This window comes from Pseudomonadota bacterium (genome assembly GCA_040752895.1).
Taxonomy (GTDB): domain Bacteria; phylum Pseudomonadota; class Alphaproteobacteria.
The window spans coordinates 425,914-443,507 of record JBFMHN010000001.1 but is presented as its reverse complement, the minus strand read 5'-3'; the positions used below and the strand labels follow the sequence as shown (position 1 = coordinate 443,507).

16 protein-coding genes and 2 tRNA genes are annotated in these 17,594 nt (G+C 59.2%); all 18 read left to right on the top strand.

What is annotated here, in order from left to right; genetic code table 11:
• The first annotated feature begins 133 nt into the window (after positions 1 to 133).
• The 18 genes from clpX (at position 134) to AB1781_02225 (ending at position 17,581) form a co-directional block, all read left to right on the top strand.
• Entirely contained in the window at positions 134 to 1,399 is a 1,266-nt protein-coding gene (clpX, locus tag AB1781_02310; protein MEW5703408.1) for an ATP-dependent Clp protease ATP-binding subunit ClpX, read from the top strand.
• Between the two features lie 120 nt (positions 1,400 to 1,519).
• Positions 1,520 to 3,931: an endopeptidase La gene (gene lon, locus AB1781_02305; GenBank protein MEW5703407.1), complete on the top strand. Its 2,412-nt coding sequence runs from the start codon at positions 1,520 to 1,522 to the stop codon at positions 3,929 to 3,931.
• A gap of 147 nt (positions 3,932 to 4,078) precedes the next feature.
• Positions 4,079 to 4,354: an HU family DNA-binding protein gene (locus tag AB1781_02300; GenBank protein ID MEW5703406.1), complete on the top strand. Its 276-nt coding sequence runs from the start codon at positions 4,079 to 4,081 to the stop codon at positions 4,352 to 4,354.
• A 122-nt stretch (positions 4,355 to 4,476) separates the two neighbouring features.
• A tRNA-Val gene (locus AB1781_02295) sits at positions 4,477 to 4,553 on the top strand.
• A 98-nt stretch (positions 4,554 to 4,651) separates the two neighbouring features.
• Positions 4,652 to 4,728: transfer RNA gene (locus AB1781_02290), tRNA-Asp, on the top strand.
• A 235-nt stretch (positions 4,729 to 4,963) separates the two neighbouring features.
• A complete protein-coding gene (locus AB1781_02285) occupies positions 4,964 to 5,329 on the top strand; it encodes an NADH-quinone oxidoreductase subunit A (protein ID MEW5703405.1) in 366 nt (121 codons plus the stop codon).
• Positions 5,326 to 5,877 (top strand): NADH-quinone oxidoreductase subunit B family protein, encoded by a 552-nt coding sequence (locus tag AB1781_02280; protein MEW5703404.1) that lies wholly within the window; start codon positions 5,326 to 5,328, stop codon positions 5,875 to 5,877. Before AB1781_02285 ends, AB1781_02280 begins: the two co-directional genes overlap by 4 nt.
• A gap of 20 nt (positions 5,878 to 5,897) precedes the next feature.
• Positions 5,898 to 6,521 carry an NADH-quinone oxidoreductase subunit C gene (locus tag AB1781_02275; GenBank protein MEW5703403.1) on the top strand — a complete coding sequence of 208 codons (624 nt, stop codon included), beginning with the start codon at positions 5,898 to 5,900 and terminating at the stop codon, positions 6,519 to 6,521.
• Positions 6,521 to 7,699: an NADH-quinone oxidoreductase subunit D gene (locus AB1781_02270; GenBank protein ID MEW5703402.1), complete on the top strand. Its 1,179-nt coding sequence runs from the start codon at positions 6,521 to 6,523 to the stop codon at positions 7,697 to 7,699. The genes AB1781_02275 and AB1781_02270 overlap by 1 nt, the downstream gene beginning before the upstream one ends.
• Complete coding sequence (nuoE, locus tag AB1781_02265; protein ID MEW5703401.1) at positions 7,696 to 8,319, top strand: NADH-quinone oxidoreductase subunit NuoE; 624 nt, start codon at positions 7,696 to 7,698, stop codon at positions 8,317 to 8,319. The genes AB1781_02270 and nuoE overlap by 4 nt, the downstream gene beginning before the upstream one ends.
• The gene (gene nuoF, locus AB1781_02260) at positions 8,319 to 9,608 is read left to right on the top strand and encodes an NADH-quinone oxidoreductase subunit NuoF (GenBank protein ID MEW5703400.1); all 1,290 of its coding nucleotides are present in this window, start codon (positions 8,319 to 8,321) and stop codon (positions 9,606 to 9,608) included. Before nuoE ends, nuoF begins: the two co-directional genes overlap by 1 nt.
• 5 nt (positions 9,609 to 9,613) lie before the next feature.
• Complete coding sequence (nuoG, locus tag AB1781_02255; protein ID MEW5703399.1) at positions 9,614 to 11,677, top strand: NADH-quinone oxidoreductase subunit NuoG; 2,064 nt, start codon at positions 9,614 to 9,616, stop codon at positions 11,675 to 11,677.
• Entirely contained in the window at positions 11,670 to 12,680 is a 1,011-nt protein-coding gene (gene nuoH / locus AB1781_02250) for an NADH-quinone oxidoreductase subunit NuoH (GenBank protein MEW5703398.1), read from the top strand. The genes nuoG and nuoH overlap by 8 nt, the downstream gene beginning before the upstream one ends.
• A 15-nt stretch (positions 12,681 to 12,695) precedes the next feature.
• Positions 12,696 to 13,184, top strand: a complete 489-nt coding sequence (gene nuoI, locus AB1781_02245) for an NADH-quinone oxidoreductase subunit NuoI (GenBank protein ID MEW5703397.1) — start codon at positions 12,696 to 12,698, stop codon at positions 13,182 to 13,184.
• A 21-nt stretch (positions 13,185 to 13,205) separates the two neighbouring features.
• Complete coding sequence (locus tag AB1781_02240) at positions 13,206 to 13,814, top strand: NADH-quinone oxidoreductase subunit J (GenBank protein MEW5703396.1); 609 nt, start codon at positions 13,206 to 13,208, stop codon at positions 13,812 to 13,814.
• The gene (nuoK, locus tag AB1781_02235; protein ID MEW5703395.1) at positions 13,814 to 14,125 is read left to right on the top strand and encodes an NADH-quinone oxidoreductase subunit NuoK; all 312 of its coding nucleotides are present in this window, start codon (positions 13,814 to 13,816) and stop codon (positions 14,123 to 14,125) included. Before AB1781_02240 ends, nuoK begins: the two co-directional genes overlap by 1 nt.
• Positions 14,126 to 14,131: 6 nt before the next feature.
• Positions 14,132 to 16,063: an NADH-quinone oxidoreductase subunit L gene (gene nuoL / locus AB1781_02230; protein ID MEW5703394.1), complete on the top strand. Its 1,932-nt coding sequence runs from the start codon at positions 14,132 to 14,134 to the stop codon at positions 16,061 to 16,063.
• Between the two features lie 3 nt (positions 16,064 to 16,066).
• A complete protein-coding gene (locus AB1781_02225; protein MEW5703393.1) occupies positions 16,067 to 17,581 on the top strand; it encodes an NADH-quinone oxidoreductase subunit M in 1,515 nt (504 codons plus the stop codon).
• Positions 17,582 to 17,594: the final 13 nt, after the last annotated feature.

Here is a 17,594-nt window from a genome sequence, read left to right as displayed (position 1 = left end):
AAGAAAGATTGTTTCGTTATCTTTTTTGTTACCTGTTGTGGTTAGATTTCAGTTCCCAAACATCTAGATTTTGACATTGTAGGGGAAAATCGACTAGGGCTAACATGCTGGCGCGGGAACAAAAGGTGACGTCATGAGCAAGACGGCCGGCAGCGACTCGAAGAACACGCTTTACTGCTCGTTCTGCGGGAAGAGCCAGCACGAGGTCCGCAAGCTCATTGCGGGGCCAACAGTCTTTATATGCGACGAATGCGTCGAGCTCTGCATGGATATTATCCGTGAAGAGAACAAGGGCGCGCTTGCCAAATCCCAAGACGGCGTTCCCACCCCGAAAGATATCTATGCGATCCTCAGCGACTACGTCATTGGACAGGAGCACGCCAAGCGCGTGCTTTCCGTCGCCGTTCACAACCACTACAAGCGGCTGAGCCACGGCACCAGGTCGGAGGACGTCGAGCTCTCGAAATCGAATATCCTGCTGGTCGGGCCGACCGGTTGCGGGAAGACCCTGCTCGCGCAAACGCTGGCGCGCATTCTGGACGTTCCTTTCACGATGGCGGATGCGACGACGCTTACGGAAGCGGGCTATGTCGGCGAAGACGTCGAGAATATCATTCTCAAGCTGCTGCAGGCGGCGGACTACAACGTTGAGCGCGCCCAGCGCGGCATCGTCTACATTGACGAGGTGGACAAGATTTCCCGCAAGTCCGACAACCCGTCCATTACGCGTGACGTGTCCGGCGAAGGCGTCCAGCAGGCGCTGCTCAAGATCATGGAAGGTACGGTTGCTTCCGTGCCGCCCCAGGGTGGGCGCAAGCATCCCCAGCAGGAATTTCTGCAGGTGGATACGACGAACATCCTCTTCATCTGCGGCGGGGCTTTTTCCGGATTGGAAAAAATTATTTCGGCCCGCGGGCAAGGCTCGGCCGTCGGCTTCGGTGCCGATGTTCGGGGGCCGGACGACCGTCAGACGGGCCAGATTCTGCGCGACGTCGAGCCGGAGGATTTGCTGCGGTTCGGCCTCATCCCGGAGTTCATCGGCCGGTTGCCGGTTATCGCAACCCTGGAAGATCTCGACATCAAGGCGCTGGTGGAAATTTTAACGAAGCCAAAGAACGCCCTGATCAAGCAGTACCAGCAATTGTTTGCAATGGAGAGCGTGCAGCTGACCTTCACGGAGGATGCCCTTCAGGCGATTGCCGAGCGGGCGATTCTACGCAAGACTGGCGCACGGGGTTTGCGGTCGATCCTGGAGGCGAATCTATTGGATACGATGTTTGACCTTCCAAGCCTGGGTGGGGTCGAGGAGGTTGTAATCAATCGGGAAGTGGTCGAAAGCCGCGCCAAGCCTCTCTATATTTACGCGGACCGGCGGACCGACGTCGAAACAAGCGCTTGAGACGGTTTACCGGAAGCCCGTTCGCTTCCCCGAAAGGGAGTCAAAAAAAGGCTCGAAAAGGGACCCGGATAGGGCCATATACCCGGTTACCGGATGCGCTTTAGGTAACAGGAAACACGTATGACTGAACAGGCCACGGGTACCCTTTTTCCGGTCCTGCCGTTGCGGGACATTGTGGTTTTCCCTCACATGATCGTGCCGCTTTTCGTGGGACGGGATCGGTCCGTCCGGGCGTTGGACGAGGTTATGAAGGACAACAAGCAGATATTGCTTGTCACCCAGAAGGAAGCCACCAAGGACGACCCTACCCTGGACGACATCTACACGGTCGGCACGATCGGCACCGCGTTGCAGCTTTTGAAACTGCCCGACGGCACCGTTAAGGTGCTCGTCGAAGGGACGCGGCGCGCACGCATTCTCCAGCCCACCCAGAAAGACCCGTTCTTCCAGGCTCACGTGGAAGAAATAAAGGATATTCTCGGGGAGCCGAACGAGATGGAAGCGTTGACCCGGGCGGCGATTGCCCAGTTCGAGCAATACGTCAAGCTTAACAAGAAAATTCCGCCCGAGGTTCTGGTTTCAATCAACCAGATCGATAGTCCCTCGAAGCTTGCCGACACCATCGCCGCGCATCTGGCGCTGAAGATTGCCGAGAAGCAGGCTCTGCTTGAGCTTGTCTCCGTGACGGAGCGGCTGGAACGGGTTTGCGCAATGATGGAGTCCGAGATCGGCGTTCTGCAGGTCGAAAAACGGATTCGCAATCGCGTGAAGCGTCAGATGGAGAAGACGCAGCGCGAGTACTATTTGAACGAACAAATGAAGGCGATCCAGAAAGAGCTCGGCGAAACGGAAGACGGCCGGGACGAAATCAGCGAGCTCGAGGAACGCATTCGCAAGACCAAGTTCAACAAGGAAGTCCGCGAGAAAGCGACGGCGGAACTGAAGAAGCTGCGCACGATGAGTCCGATGTCGGCTGAAGCAACGGTCGTGCGCAACTATCTGGATTGGCTGCTGAGCATTCCGTGGGGAACGCGCTCGAAGATCAAGCGGGATATCCGCGAAGCAGCCCGCATCCTGAACGCCGACCATTATGGGCTGGAGAAGGTCAAGGAGCGGATTCTCGAATACCTCGCCATCCAACAGCGCGCCAAGAAAATTCGCGGAGCCATCCTGTGCCTCGTCGGCCCGCCCGGCGTCGGCAAGACTTCGTTGGGGGCTTCGATCGCGCGGGCAACCGGGCGGAATTTCGTTCGCGTCTCGTTGGGGGGCATTCGGGACGAAGCGGAAATTCGCGGCCACCGCCGGACGTATATCGGTTCCATGCCGGGCAAGATCATCCAGTCGATGAAGAAGGTGAAAGCGGTCAACCCGCTCTTTCTTCTCGACGAAGTGGACAAACTCGGCGCCGATTTCCGCGGCGATCCTTCCTCGGCGCTTTTGGAAGTGCTGGACCCGGAGCAGAATTCGACTTTTCAGGATCACTACCTGGAGGTTGATTACGATCTTTCCGACGTTATGTTCGTGACGACGGCAAACACGCTTCGTATGCCGCAGCCTCTGCTCGACCGAATGGAGATCATTCGGCTTCCCGGCTACACGGAAGATGAGAAGATCAAAATTGCCAAACGCCACCTGATTCCCAAGCAAATCAAGGCGAACGCCTTGAAAAAAGGCGAGTGGTCCATCTCGGACGAGGCGCTGAAGGATCTTACCCGCTACTACACGCGCGAGGCGGGGGTTCGCAATCTCGAGCGCGAGCTCGCCGGCCTGATGCGGAAGGCGGCAAAAGAAATCCTGATGAAACGGAAGAAGCGGCTTGTTGTCACCTGTCGCAATCTCCCGAAGTATGCGGGCGTTCGGCGGTACCGCTTTGGTGAGACCGAGCTTGAAGATCTTGTCGGCGTTGCAACCGGACTTGCCTGGACGGAAGTCGGCGGCGAGTTGCTCACCGTCGAGGCCGTCGTGATGCCGGGTAAGGGCAACATAATAAAACCCACCGGCCAGTTGGGTGATGTGATGCAGGAATCGGTGGAAGCCGCCCGCAGTTATGTGCGTTCGCGCCTGGTCACGATCGGCGTGCCGCCGAACATCTTCGAAAAGAAAGATATCCACGTCCACGTACCGGAAGGCGCCACCCCGAAGGACGGTCCCTCGGCCGGGGTCGCCATGTGCACGGTGATCGTTTCGGCACTCACCGGTATTGCGGTACGGAGGGACGTCGCCATGACCGGCGAAATTACGCTTCGCGGCCGGGTTTTGCCGATTGGCGGCCTCAAGGAAAAACTGCTGGCGGCCCTGCGCGGCGGGGTGAAAACCGTATTGATTCCAAAAGATAACGAAAAAGACCTTGTGGAGATTCCCCAGAACATCAAGCGCGGTCTCAATCTCATTTTGGTTGGCACCGTGGACGAGGTTCTGCAAAATGCTCTGACGAAACCGCTGACGCCGATCGAATGGCGTGAAGAAGAAAAGATCGAGGCCGTCTCACCAAAAACCGATCAGGGTGACGTGGGCGGCGTCGTCAAGCATTGATTCGGCCTTAAATTTTCGACTCCGGATCTTCAAAAAACCGCAGAAAAGGGCGTTTCCTGGATTGACGTGCCCGGCGGCGCACCATAGACTCCCTACGCTTTGTACCTGATTGGGATGCCCATACACTCTTACAAAGGGGGCGTTGACGTGAATAAGAACGATCTCGTGGCAGCCGTTGCAAATAAATCTAGCTTGTCGAAGGCGGACAGCACGCGCGCCGTCGATTGCGTGTTCGATATCATTTCCGAAAGCTTGAAGCGGGGACAGGAAGTTCGCCTCGTTGGATTTGGTACTTTCAGCGTTGCGAATCGCGCGGCCTCGAAGGGCCGCAATCCGCGCACCGGTGAGACCATCAACATCCCGGCCTCGAAGCAGCCAAAATTTAAGGCTGGCAAGGGGTTGAAAGACACCGTGAACCATTAACTCATTGAGTCAAAGCCACTTTTCATGGCTTTCGATCTCGGTCTCTAAAGATGTCGGCCGCCCAAGGGCGGCCGACAATGTTTCCAGGATTGGCGGCGGAAAAAGGGTATAAATTCAACCGCGGGCGATTAGCTCAGTCAGGGAGAGCGTCTCGTTTACACCGAGAAGGTCGGCGGTTCGATCCCGTCATCGCCCACCACGACGGTTTCAGTTTTGTCAGGGATTCCGAAGCTGTGCCAAGCGCCTTGCCTTGACACCGCCGAGGCCGAAGGAGTAAGGAGGCCGCCTTCGAAAGGAGGGGGTGTAGCTCAGTTGGTTAGAGCGCCGGCCTGTCACGCCGGAGGTCGCGGGTTCGAGCCCCGTCACTCCCGCCACCTTGCGTTCCTCCCGTTTTTCGTAAGCCATAGGGTATGGCGCCCCGTGGCATATACGCGCGTGTTACTCGATCCATGCGAGGCAAAACACCTTAAGGGCGCGGGCGGTCAAACGCTCTTTTTTCCATAACCCCCGGCCGCTATACTCGGCGCGCGCTCGCCAAGGGTAGGCCGTACCTCAAGGGGTTTGGGCCCATCCGGGCGAGAAGGGCTGGATCAGTCGAAAGAGTTTTTCATGGAAGCGTTGCTTCAAGAATACCTCCCCATCCTGTTGTTTCTGGGAATTGCCGGCGGCATCGCCGGCGCCGCCCTTCTTGCTTCATACGTTCTGGCGGCGCAGCGCCCCGACACGGAAAAACTTTCCACCTATGAGTGCGGTTTCGAGGCGTTCGAAGACGCGCGCAAAAAATTCGACGTTCGCTTTTACCTGGTAGCCATTCTTTTCATCATCTTTGACCTTGAGGTGGCGTTTCTTTTTCCGTGGGCAGTAAGCCTTGGTGAAATCGGCTTGTTTGGTTTCTGGTCGATGATGGTTTTTCTTGGCGTGCTGACCATCGGCTTCGTTTACGAGTGGCGGAAGGGGGCATTGGAGTGGGAATGAACATTTCCGGTCGGCCGGACCCCTTGGCGCGCCCGGTTCCTCCGGGTTTTGAGCAGGATGCGATCTTGCGGCGCGTTACGCGGGAAATCAGCGATCACGGCTTTATCGTGACGCAGGCGGATAAGCTCGTGAATTGGGCGCGCACGGGGTCGCTTTGGCCGATGACTTTCGGGCTGGCCTGCTGCGCCGTCGAGATGATGCATTCCGCCTGTAGCCGGTATGATTTGGACCGTTTCGGCGTCGTCTTTCGGCCAAGCCCGCGTCAATCGGACGTGATGATCGTGGCGGGCACGCTCGTCAACAAGATGGCGCCGGCGCTGCGCAAGGTTTACGACCAGATGGCCGAGCCGCGCTGGGTGATTTCCATGGGTTCCTGCGCGAACGGCGGGGGGTATTACCATTATTCTTATTCCGTCGTCCGCGGTTGCGACCGAATTGTGCCGGTTGACATCTACGTTCCGGGCTGTCCGCCGACGGCGGAGGCGCTGCTCTATGGCATTCTTCAGCTCCAAAAGAAGATTCGCCGTACCGGCACCATCGCCCGCTAATCGAGATGCAAGCCGCTGAAATGGAAAAGGCACTTAAGGAACTTGGCGGAACTATCCAGGCGGCGCTGCCCGATGCCGTCCTGGAAGTCGCCGTCGCTTTTGACGAGTTGACGCTGACGGTGGTGTCTCCTTCGATCGTCAGAACGCTGACTTTCCTGCGCGACGACGCAAGCTGCCAGTTCAAGATGTTGGTGGACATCTGCGGCGTGGATTACCCGGAACGCGAGAAGCGCTTCGATGTCGTCTACAACCTCCTGAGCCTTACCCAGAACCAGCGTATCCGCGTGAAGACCCATGTGGCGGAGGACGAGCCCCTTTCTTCCGTCGTTGGCGTGTTCAGCGTCGCGAATTGGTGGGAACGGGAAGCCTGGGATCTTTACGGCATCTTCTTTTCCGGGCACCCCGATCTTCGCCGGATTCTCACGGATTATGGTTTCGAGGGACACCCGATGCGCAAGGACTTTCCGCTTACCGGCTTTGTCGAACTGCGTTACGACGAAGACCAGAAACGCGTTGTCCGCGAGCCGGTCAAACTGACCCAGGAATTTCGCACCTTCGATTTCATGAGTCCGTGGGAGGGTACGGAGATTCTGCTGCCGGGGGACGAAAAAGCGACGCCCGAGAAAAACGGAAAGGGCAGCTAATGGCGGAAGCCCGGATCCAGAACTACACGATCAATTTCGGCCCCCAGCACCCGGCCGCCCACGGGGTCTTGCGGCTTGTGCTCGAACTCGATGGCGAAATCGTCGAGCGGGCGGATCCCCATATCGGTCTTTTGCACCGGGGGACGGAGAAACTGATCGAATACAAGACCTATCTGCAGGCGGTCCCTTACTTCGATCGTCTCGATTACGTCTCGCCGATGTGCCAGGAGCACGCCTTTGCGCTGGCCGTCGAAAAGCTGCTCGGCGTCGAGGTGCCGCCGCGCGGTCAATATATTCGCGTTCTCTTCAGCGAGATCACGCGCATCCTGAACCATCTTCTGAACGTTACGGCCTTTGCGCTCGACGTCGGCGCGATGACACCTTTCCTGTGGGCGTTCGAGGAGCGCGAAATCCTCATGGAATTTTACGAGCGGGTTTCCGGCGCGCGCCTTCACTCGGCGTATTTCCGTCCCGGCGGCGTTGCCCGCGATATGCCGGTCGGCATCGAGGAAGACATTCACGAATTTACGGAACGCTTCCCGAAGGTTATCGGTGATATCGAGAATTTGCTGACCGAAAACCGCATCTTCAAGCAGCGGACGGTGGACATCGGCACCGTCACGGCCGAGCAGGCAATCGACTGGGGATTTACGGGGCCCCTGCTGCGGGCCTCGAACGTCGCTTGGGATCTGCGCAAGGCGCAACCCTACGACGTCTATGCCGAGATGGATTTCGATATTCCCGTCGGGCTGAAGGGCGATTGCTACAGCCGCTACCTCGTGCGTGTCGAGGAAATGCGGCAAAGCCTGCGCATCATTCGGCAATGTCTCGAAAAGATGCCGGTCGGCCCGGTTCACAACGCGAACGCGAAGATCAACCCGCCGTCGCGCGCCGAAATGAAACGCTCGATGGAGGCGCTCATCCATCACTTCAAGCTTTTCACGGAGGGCTACCACGTGCCCGCCGGCGAGACGTATACGGCGGTCGAGGCGCCGAAGGGTGAGTTCGCTGTGTACCTTGTCGCCGACGGCGCGAACCGGCCGTATCGCTGCAAGATACGGGCGCCGGGATTTGCCCATCTGCAAGCCCTCGACATGATGAGCAAGGGCCATATGCTGGCGGATATCAGCGCAATCATCGGCAGTCTCGATATCGTATTCGGCGAGGTGGACCGATGAGCGCGCCCGTGAAAACAACGCCGGTTGTTCAGCCGTCGAGCTTTGCTTTCTCGCCCGAGAACGAGGCTAAAATTCCCGCCATCCTTGCCAAGTACCCGGCGGATCGGCAGGCGAGTGCCGTTCTCCCGCTGCTCGACCTCGCGCAACGCCAGTCCGGTGGCTGGTTGCCGCGCGCGGCGATGGATCATGTCGCTCAACGGCTTTCGATGGCGCCGATACGCGTTTACGAAGTCGCGACCTTCTATACGATGTTCAACCTGCGTCCCGTCGGTCGAAACTTCGTCCAGGTCTGCACGACAACACCTTGCTGGCTGCGCGGTTCGGATAACGTGCTCCGCGCCTGCAAGGAAACGCTCGGCATCGGTTGCGGCGAGACAACGGCGGACGAAAAATTCACCCTTACCGAGGTGGAGTGCCTGGGCGCTTGCGTGAACGCGCCGATGGTTCAGATCAACGACGATTACTACGAAGACCTCGATGGCGAGAGCACGCGGAAAATCTTGGAGGCTTTGAAAAAAGGCGAAAAACCGAAGCCCGGCTCGCAAACCGGGCGTCGGTGTGGCGCGCCCCAATCGGGTTCGAAGACGCTGCTTACCGCCGCCGGGAAGGGGGAGGGCTGATGCTTCGAGACGAAGACCGGATTTTTACCAATCTCTATGGGCTCGAGGACGGCGGCCTGAAGAGCGCCCGGCTGCGCGGCGACTGGCAAAACACGAAGGCGCTGCTGGAGAAGGGGCGCGAGAAGATCGTGCAGGAGATAAAGGAATCGGGATTGCGCGGCCGCGGCGGAGCCGGCTTCAGCGCCGGACTGAAGTGGTCCTTCATGCCGAAGGAGGTGGGGGCGCGGCCCCATTACCTGGTCGTGAACGCCGACGAAAGCGAACCTGGCACCTGCAAGGACCGCGACATCATCCGCAACGACCCCCACAAGCTTCTGGAAGGTTGCCTTATCGCCGGCTTCGCGATGGCAGCCCACGCTTGTTACATTTACATCCGGGGCGAATTCTTCCGCGAGGCGGAACGCCTGCAGGCAGCCATCACCGAAGCTTACGCGGCGGGGCTCATCGGCAAGAACGCCTGCAAGTCCGGCTGGGACTTCGACATCTACCTCCACCGGGGCGCCGGCGCCTATATCTGCGGCGAGGAAACCGGGCTTCTCGAAAGCCTGGAAGGCAAGAAAGGCCAGCCGCGATTGAAGCCGCCCTTTCCGGCGAACGTTGGCCTCTATGGCTGCCCGACGACTGTAAATAATGTCGAGACGATTGCCGTCGCGCCCGAAATCCTGCGCCGCGGGCCGGCATGGTTTGCCGGCATCGGCCAACCGAACAATACCGGCACGAAACTTTTCTGCATCTCCGGCCATGTGAACGAACCCTGCCTCGTCGAAGAGGCGATGGGAATTCCCCTTCGCGAACTGATCGAAAAACACGCCGGCGGCGTCCGCGGCGGATGGAACAACCTGCTCGCGGTCATTCCGGGCGGGTCTTCCGTGCCGCTCATCCCGAAGGCGATCTGCGACAGCGTGCGGATGGACTTCGACAGCCTCAAGGAAGCGAAGACGGGGCTCGGAACGGCGGCCGTCATCGTGATGGACAAGTCAACGGACATCATCAAGGCAATCGCCAGGCTCTCGCAATTCTACAAGCACGAAAGCTGTGGCCAGTGCACGCCGTGCCGGGAGGGAACCGGGTGGATGTGGCGGGTGATGGAGCGTTTGGTCAAGGGTGAGGGCAACGTGGACGAGATCGACATGCTGGAAGAAGTCAGCCGCGAGGTCGAGGGGCACACGATTTGCGCGCTTGGCGATGCGGCGGCGTGGCCAATTCAGGGCTTGATTCGTCATTTCCGGTCCGAGATCGAGCACCGCATCCTCAAAAACAAGATGAAGGGCGCCACAGAGGCCGCTTAGGAACGATGCCGAAACTGACAATCAACGGACAGGAAATCGAGGTCGCCCCCGGGATGACCGTCCTTCAGGCGTGCGAGGCGGCCGGTGCCGAGATTCCGCGTTTCTGCTACCACGAGCGGCTTTCGATCGCCGGCAACTGCCGGATGTGCCTCGTCGAGATGGAGCGTTCGCCGAAACCGATCGCTTCCTGCGCCATGCCGGTTGCCGAAGGGATGGTGATCCGGACCAATTCTCCGATGGTCGAGAAGGCGCGGAAGGGCGTCATGGAATTCCTTCTCATCAACCATCCGCTGGATTGCCCGATTTGCGACCAGGGCGGCGAGTGCGACCTGCAAGACCAGGCGATGGCCTACGGGTTCGATCGCTCGCGCTTTCAGGAAAACAAGCGCGCGGTCGAGAACAAGAATCTAGGCCCCCTGATCAAGACGATCATGACGCGCTGCATTCATTGCACCCGCTGCATCCGCTTCGCCGAAGAAATTGCCGGCGTTTCCGTGCTGGGCGCAACCGGGCGTGGCGAAAACATGGAAGTCGGCACCTATGTCGAGCAGGCGGTGAATACGGAAATTTCGGGCAATTTGATCGATCTTTGCCCGGTGGGGGCGCTTACCTCGAAGCCTTATGCCTTCACGGCGCGCCCGTGGGAGCTTCGCGAGACCGAATCGGTCGACGTGCTGGACGCGGTGGGAAGCGCCATTCGCGTCGACGCCCGCGGCAAGGAGGTCATGCGTATCCTGCCTCGCCTCAACGAAGACGTGAACGAGGAATGGATCAACGACAAAACGCGCTTTGCCTGCGATGGGCTCCGCCGCCAGCGCCTGGACCGGCCTTACGTTCGGCGCGACGGCAAGCTTTGCCCCGTCACTTGGGAAGAAGCGTTTGCGGCGGTTGCCGAAAGGCTTGCGGGGCTGTCCGGCGAAGCGGTAGCGGCGATCGCGGGCGATCTGGCCGATTGCGAATCCATGCTGGCGCTGAAAGGCCTGATGCGGGCCTTGGGCTCGCCCCATTTCGACTCCCGTCCGGCGGGCACGGCGATCGACCCTTCCTGCCCGGCAAGCTACCGTTTCAACACGACGATCGCCGGCATCGAGGCGGCGGACGCTTGCCTTCTCATCGGCACCAATCCGCGCTGGGAGGCGGCTCTCGTCAACACCCGGCTGCGCAAGCGTTACCTGATGGGAGGCTTTTCCATCGCTGCCGTCGGGCCGCGGCTTGACCTTACCTATCCGGTCGAGGATCTGGGCGCCGGGCCGGAGGCGCTGGAGGCCATTGCCTCGGGCCGCCATCCCTTCGCCAAGACGCTGCAAGACGCCAAGCGGCCGATGCTGATTTTGGGCGAGGGCGCGCTTCGGCGCACCGACGGGCCTGCGATTCTTTTCCTTGCCCGGGCAATCGCGGAAAAGACCGGGATGATCGGCGAGGGGTGGAACGGTTTCAACTTCCTGGCCCTTGCCGCCGCGCGCGTCGGCGGTCTTGACCTTGGCTTCGTGCCGGAGAAGGGCGGCCGCGACACGGCGGGCATCCTTGAAGGGGCGGCGAGAGGCGACATTCGGGCGGTCTATCTGCTGGGCGCCGACGAGATCGAGATGGAAAAGCTTGGCCAAGCCTTCGTCATCTACCAGGGCCATCACGGGGACGCCGGCGCCAACCGAGCCGATGTCATCCTGCCCGGTGCTGCCTACACCGAGAAGAACGCGACCTATGTTAATCTGGAAGGGCGCGTCCAGCGGACGAACCTCGCCCTTTTCCCGCCCGGCGAGGCGCGCGAGGACTGGGCGATCCTGCGCGCCCTCTCGGCGGTCCTGGGCAAGACGCTGCCTTACAACAACCTGGCCCAGGTCCGGGAAGGCATGGTCGCGGCAAACCCCGTCTTCGCGAGGGAAGAAACCGTCACCCCTGCCGCCTGGGGCGCCTTCGGAACGGAAGGAAAGGTGACAAATGCTGCCTTCGCCTATCCGATTTCCAATTTTTATATGACGGATCCCATCAGCCGCTCCTCGCCAACGATGGCCGCCTGTATGGAAGCGTTTCTCCAGCCGCCGAAAGGGAAGACAGGCACCGATGGCTGAACTTTGGAGCGACTATCTATGGCCGGGCGCGATCATCGTCGCGCAGATTGTCGCCATCGTCGTGCCGTTGTTGGTGGCGGTCGCCTACCTGACGTACGCGGAACGGAAGGTGATCGCGGCGATGCAGCTTCGGAAAGGTCCGAACGTCGTCGGCCCTTTCGGACTGCTGCAGCCGATCGCAGATGGCGTAAAGCTGCTATTCAAGGAAACGATCCTGCCGACGCGGGCGAACAAGGCCGTCTTCCTGATTGCGCCGATGGTGACGTTCCTGCTGAGCCTGGTCGCCTGGGCCGTTATCCCGTTCGGCGAGGGGATCGTGCTCGCGAACATCAACGTCGGCATCCTCTATCTCTTTGCGATTTCCTCCCTCGGGGTTTACGGCATCATCATGTCCGGTTGGGCCAGCAATTCGAAATACGCGTTTCTGGGCGCCTTGCGTTCGGCGGCCCAGATGGTCTCCTACGAGGTTTCCATCGGGTTCGTTCTGATTACGGTCCTGTTGTGCGCGGGCTCGCTCAACCTTTCGGAAATCGTACTTGCGCAGCAAAAAGTCTGGTTTGCGATTCCGTTGCTGCCGATGTTCGTCATCTTTTTTATTTCCTCTCTGGCGGAAACGAATCGGGCGCCTTTCGATCTTCCGGAAGCTGAAGCCGAATTGGTTTCGGGCTACAACGTCGAATATTCGTCCATGCCGTTTGCGCTCTTCTTTCTGGGCGAATACGCCAACATGATTTTGATGAGCGCGATGGCGGTCGTACTTTTCCTGGGCGGCTGGCTGCCGCCGCTCGACATCGCACCCTTCAACTGGATTCCTAGCCCGGTTTGGTTCGGGCTGAAGATTGCCGCGGTCCTGTTCTGTTTTCTGTGGGTTCGGGCTACCTTCCCGCGTTATCGCTACGATCAGCTCATGCGACTTGGCTGGAAAGTCTTCCTGCCGTTTTCGCTTCTTTGGGTCGTGGTGACGGCGGGCGTATTGGTGGCGTTCGGCCTAGTGCCGAACTGATTGGAGAGTTTTACCATGGCCATGCTCGATCGATCGGCGCGCGCGTTATTCCTGAGCGAACTCGTAGGGGGCCTGGCGCTCACCTTCCGCTATATGTTCCGGCGCAAGGTGACGATCAATTATCCCTATGAGAAAGGCCCGCTTTCGCCGCGCTTCCGGGGAGAACATGCGCTTCGCCGCTACCCGAATGGGGAAGAGCGTTGCATCGCCTGCAAGCTTTGCGAGGCGATCTGCCCTGCCCAGGCCATTACGATCGAAGCGGAACCGCGTGAAGACGGCAGCCGCCGGACGACACGCTATGACATTGACATGACGAAGTGCATCTATTGCGGCTTGTGCGAGGAATCTTGCCCGGTGGACGCCATCGTAGAAGGGCCAAACTACGAATTCGCGACGGAAACCCATGCCGAGCTTCTCTACAATAAAGAAAAGTTGCTGGCGAACGGGGATCGCTGGGAAGACGAACTGGCCGAACGGCTGAACGCAGACGCGCCTTACCGCTAGAAAAGAACCGGAAAGCAGGCCATGATCCTTCAGGCAATCGCCTTCTATGCCTTCGCAACCGTCGCCGTCGCCTCCGCCGTCATGGTGATCGGCGCACGCAACCCGGTTCATTCCGTCCTTTTCCTGATTCTCGCCTTCGCGAACGCGGCCGGTCTTTTCATTCTCATGGGGGCCGAGTTCCTGGCGATGATCCTGATTATCGTCTATGTCGGCGCGATCGCGGTCCTGTTCCTGTTCGTCGTCATGATGCTGGACATCAATTTCGCCGAGCTGCGGCAAGGGTTTCTTCATTACCTGCCGATCGGTTTTCTGATTGGCCTCGTGCTTCTGGCGGAACTTGTTCTGGTGGGCGGGACCTGGGCCTTAAGCTCGGAGACCGGCATGGCGATGCCGACGCCCAGCCTTGGCGAGCGGACAAACACCGAGGCGATCGGCGATCTTCTATACACGCATTACATCTACCTCTTTCAGGCGGCGGGCGTCATTCTGCTGGTGGCGATGATCGGGGCTATCGTGCTGACGCTTCGCACGCGGCCCGGGGTGCGGAAGCAACGGCCCTGGGACCAGGTCGGACAGCGGCGGGAAGAAGCCGTCGAGATTCGCAAGGTTGAAACCGGGAAGGGTATCTGATGCTGACAATCGGCCTTACCCATTACCTGACGGTAGCCGCAATCCTGTTCACGGTGGGCGTCCTGGGTATTTTCCTCAACCGCAAGAACGTCATCGTCATTCTGATGTCGATCGAATTGATGCTGCTTGCGGTGAACATAAACCTGGTGGCTTTTTCCACCCACCTTCACGACATGGTGGGGCAGATTTTCACGATGCTCGTGCTGACCGTGGCGGCGGCGGAAGCGGCGGTAGGGCTTGCCATTCTCGTTGTCTATTTCCGTAATCGCGGCTCGATCGCCGTCGAAGACATCAACTTGATGAAAGGCTAGGCGCGGATGTATTCGGCCGCCATTTTTCTGCCCCTTCTCGGCGCCATCCTTGTCGGGTTTTTCGGCCGTCGGCTTGGCGATCACCTCGCCCAGTTCGTGACTTGTGGCGCACTGGTGGTCGCGGCGGGGCTCTCGGTTCCCATCTTTTACGAGGTGGCCATCCTTGGCTACGAGCAGCATATTCCCGTCTTCTCCTGGATCGAATCGGGCACGCTGGACGTTGTCTGGTCATTGAAATTCGACACGCTGACGGCCGTCATGGTGCTTGTCGTCAACCTCGTTTCGGCGATGGTGCACATTTATTCCATCGGCTACATGCACGGGGATCGCTCGGTTCCCCGTTTCATGGCCTATTTGAGCCTGTTCACCTTTTTCATGCTGATGCTGGTCACGTCGAACGACCTCATTCAGCTCTATTTCGGCTGGGAAGGGGTGGGGCTTGCCTCCTATCTCCTGATCGGTTTCTGGTACGACAAGCCGTCGGCGAACGCGGCCGCGATCAAAGCCTTCCTCGTCAACCGGGTCGGCGATTTTGGCTTTGCCCTTGGCATCTTCGGCGTTTTCCTTCTGTTCGATTCGGTTTCGTTTGACGCCATTTTTTCGGGCGTGCCGGACAAGGCGGGTACCGTCCTGCGTTTCTTGGGCGGCGACTTCGACGCGATCACCGTCCTTTGCCTGCTGCTGTTCCTGGGCGCCATGGGTAAATCCGCCCAGCTTGGCTTGCACACCTGGCTGCCGGACGCGATGGAAGGCCCAACTCCGGTCTCGGCCCTCATCCACGCCGCGACGATGGTGACGGCCGGCGTCTTCATGGTGGCGAGACTCTCGCCGATTTTCGAATATTCGCCGATTGCGCTCGACGTCGTCGCTATCGTCGGCGCTTCGACTGCCTTCTTCGCCGCCACCATTGGTCTCGTTCAGAACGACATCAAGCGGGTGATCGCCTATTCGACCTGCAGCCAGCTTGGTTACATGTTTTTCGCCGCCGGGGTTTCGGCGTACGCCGCTTCCATCTTCCACCTGATGACGCATGCCTTTTTCAAGGCGTTGCTTTTCCTCGCGGCGGGTTCCGTCATCCACGCCTTTTCCGGCGAACAGGACATGCGGAAGATGGGCGGGGTTTGGAAGAAAATACCGTTGACCTATGCTTTGATGTGGATCGGAAGCCTGGCGTTGGCTGGCGTTCCCTTCTTCGCTGGTTTCTATTCGAAGGATATCATCCTGGAGGCTGCCTTTGCCGCCCATTCGCTCACCGGCCAGTACGCCTTCTGGCTGGGAACCGGAGCGGCGGCGATGACCGCCTTCTATTCCTGGCGGTTGATCCTGATGACGTTCCACGGCAGTCCGCGGGCGGACGCAAAGGTCATGGCCCATGTGCACGAATCGCCGAAGGTGATGACGCTACCGCTCATCGTTCTCGCACTCGGAGCAATCTTCGCCGGCTTCATCGGGTATGAGTATTTCGTGGGGGCCGGCATGGATGCCTTCTGGCGTGATGCGATCTTCGTGCTGCCGGCCCATTCGGCACTTCAAGACGCCCACCACGTGCCCGACTGGGTAAAGCTTTTGCCGGTCGGCATGGGGGTTCTCGGCATTGCGCTCGCCTATCTCTTTTATCTGGCAGCGCCGAAACTGCCCGGCCTGCTCGCCGGCCGCCTGCCGACGATGTATCGCTTCCTGTTGAACAAGTGGTACTTCGACGAGCTTTACGACCGGCTGTTCGTGAACCCGGCGAAATGGCTTGGCCACGGGCTTTGGAAGCAGGGCGATGGCGCCCTCATCGACGGGGTGGGTCCGGACGGCGTTGCGGCGGCGGCACTAAACTTGGCGCGGCGGGCAAGTCGATTCCAGACCGGCTATGTCTACCACTACGCCTTTGCGATGCTGGTCGGGGTGGCGTTCCTGATCACCTGGTACCTGATCGGAAGGACGGGCTAAGCGATGTCGAACTGGCCGCTTTTAAGTCTCGTTATCTTTCTCCCTCTCGTCGGGGCGGCGTTCATCCTTTTGATTCGCGGAGAAGGAGAAACGCAGAACCAGAACGCCCGCAATGTGGCGCTGTGGACGTCGCTGGCTACTTTCGCCGTTTCCCTTCTGTTGTGGACGAACTTCGATACAACGACGGCGGCTTTTCAGTTCGAGGAAGAAGTGGCTTGGATTCCGGCGCTCAACATCAACTACCATCTGGGCGTTGACGGTATTTCCATTTTCTTCGTGCTGCTTTCGACGCTGCTGACGCCGCTGTGTGTGCTGGCGAGTTGGGAATCGATCAAGACCCGCGTCAAGGAATACCTGGTCGCCTTCCTTGTGCTCGAAACCTTCATGGTGGGCATGTTTTGCGCCCTTGATTTCGTGCTCTTTTATCTGTTTTTCGAGGGCGTCCTGATTCCGATGTTCCTGATCATCGGCATATGGGGGGGGGCGCGTCGGATATACGCCGCCTTCAAATTCTTCCTCTATACGCTGGCCGGCTCGGTCTTGATGCTGCTGGCGATCCTGACGATTTATTTCTACGCCGACACCTTCAACATTCCGACGCTTTTGACGGTCCGGCTGCCGGTGGAAATGCAGTATTGGCTGTGGCTGGCCTTGCTTGCCTCTTTCGCCGTCAAGGTGCCGATGTGGCCGGTCCATACCTGGCTGCCGGATGCGCATGTCGAGGCGCCGACGGCGGGCTCCGTCATTCTGGCGGGCGTCCTCCTGAAGATGGGGGCCTATGGATTCTTGCGGTTCTCGATCCCGATGCTGCCGGAGGCTTCCGTTTATTTTACGCCCCTGATTTATAGCTTGAGCATTATTGCGATCATCTACACGTCGCTTGTCGCCCTTGCGCAGGAGGACATGAAGAAGCTGATCGCGTATTCCTCCGTGGCGCATATGGGTTTCGTGACGATCGGCATCTTTGCCGGCAACACGCAAAGCGTGGAGGGCGCCATCATCGTCATGCTTAGCCATGGCTTCGTCTCGGCCGCACTTTTCCTTTGCGTTGGCGTCGTTTATGACCGGATGCATAGCCGAGAGATCGCCACCTATGGCGGCCTTGTTCACCGGATGCCGGTTTACGCTTTCGTCTTTATGGTCTTCACGATGGCCTCCGTGGGCTTGCCGGGTACCAGTGGCTTTGTCGGCGAATTCCTGGTGCTGCTCGGCGCCTTTCAGGCCAACACCTGGGTCGCGTTCCTGGCCGCGATCGGGGTGATTTTGGGCGCGGCGTATATGCTGTGGCTTTATCGGCGGGTCATCTTCGGTGAGCTCACGAAGGATACTCTGAAAGGGATTCTGGATTTACGCCCGCGCGAAATACTCATCTTTACGCCGCTTGTCCTGCTGGTTTTCTGGATGGGGATTTATCCCGCGTCTTTCCTCGACGTGTTGCACGAATCGGTTGCCCACCTGGTGGAACGGTACGAATTCGCGCGCATTGGAATGGAAGAAACGGCCCTCCTCGCGCGATGAACGTAGGAAGTGT

What these genes read in the sequence shown, in the direction of transcription:
- AB1781_02285 (MEW5703405.1), top strand. Translation starts at nt 4,964, where the DNA reads ATGGAAGCGTTGCTTCAAGAATACCTCCCCATCCTGTTGTTTCTGGGA.
- AB1781_02275 (MEW5703403.1), top strand. Translation starts at nt 5,898, where the DNA reads ATGGAAAAGGCACTTAAGGAACTTGGCGGAACTATCCAGGCGGCGCTG.
- nuoF (MEW5703400.1), top strand. Translation starts at nt 8,319, where the DNA reads ATGCTTCGAGACGAAGACCGGATTTTTACCAATCTCTATGGGCTCGAG.
- nuoH (MEW5703398.1), top strand. Translation starts at nt 11,670, where the DNA reads ATGGCTGAACTTTGGAGCGACTATCTATGGCCGGGCGCGATCATCGTC.
- AB1781_02270 (MEW5703402.1), top strand. Translation starts at nt 6,521, where the DNA reads ATGGCGGAAGCCCGGATCCAGAACTACACGATCAATTTCGGCCCCCAG.
- nuoE (MEW5703401.1), top strand. Translation starts at nt 7,696, where the DNA reads ATGAGCGCGCCCGTGAAAACAACGCCGGTTGTTCAGCCGTCGAGCTTT.
- lon (MEW5703407.1), top strand. Translation starts at nt 1,520, where the DNA reads ATGACTGAACAGGCCACGGGTACCCTTTTTCCGGTCCTGCCGTTGCGG.
- AB1781_02280 (MEW5703404.1), top strand. Translation starts at nt 5,326, where the DNA reads ATGAACATTTCCGGTCGGCCGGACCCCTTGGCGCGCCCGGTTCCTCCG.
- AB1781_02240 (MEW5703396.1), top strand. Translation starts at nt 13,206, where the DNA reads ATGATCCTTCAGGCAATCGCCTTCTATGCCTTCGCAACCGTCGCCGTC.
- nuoL (MEW5703394.1), top strand. Translation starts at nt 14,132, where the DNA reads ATGTATTCGGCCGCCATTTTTCTGCCCCTTCTCGGCGCCATCCTTGTC.
- clpX (MEW5703408.1), top strand. Translation starts at nt 134, where the DNA reads ATGAGCAAGACGGCCGGCAGCGACTCGAAGAACACGCTTTACTGCTCG.
- AB1781_02225 (MEW5703393.1), top strand. Translation starts at nt 16,067, where the DNA reads ATGTCGAACTGGCCGCTTTTAAGTCTCGTTATCTTTCTCCCTCTCGTC.
- nuoG (MEW5703399.1), top strand. Translation starts at nt 9,614, where the DNA reads ATGCCGAAACTGACAATCAACGGACAGGAAATCGAGGTCGCCCCCGGG.
- nuoI (MEW5703397.1), top strand. Translation starts at nt 12,696, where the DNA reads ATGGCCATGCTCGATCGATCGGCGCGCGCGTTATTCCTGAGCGAACTC.
- nuoK (MEW5703395.1), top strand. Translation starts at nt 13,814, where the DNA reads ATGCTGACAATCGGCCTTACCCATTACCTGACGGTAGCCGCAATCCTG.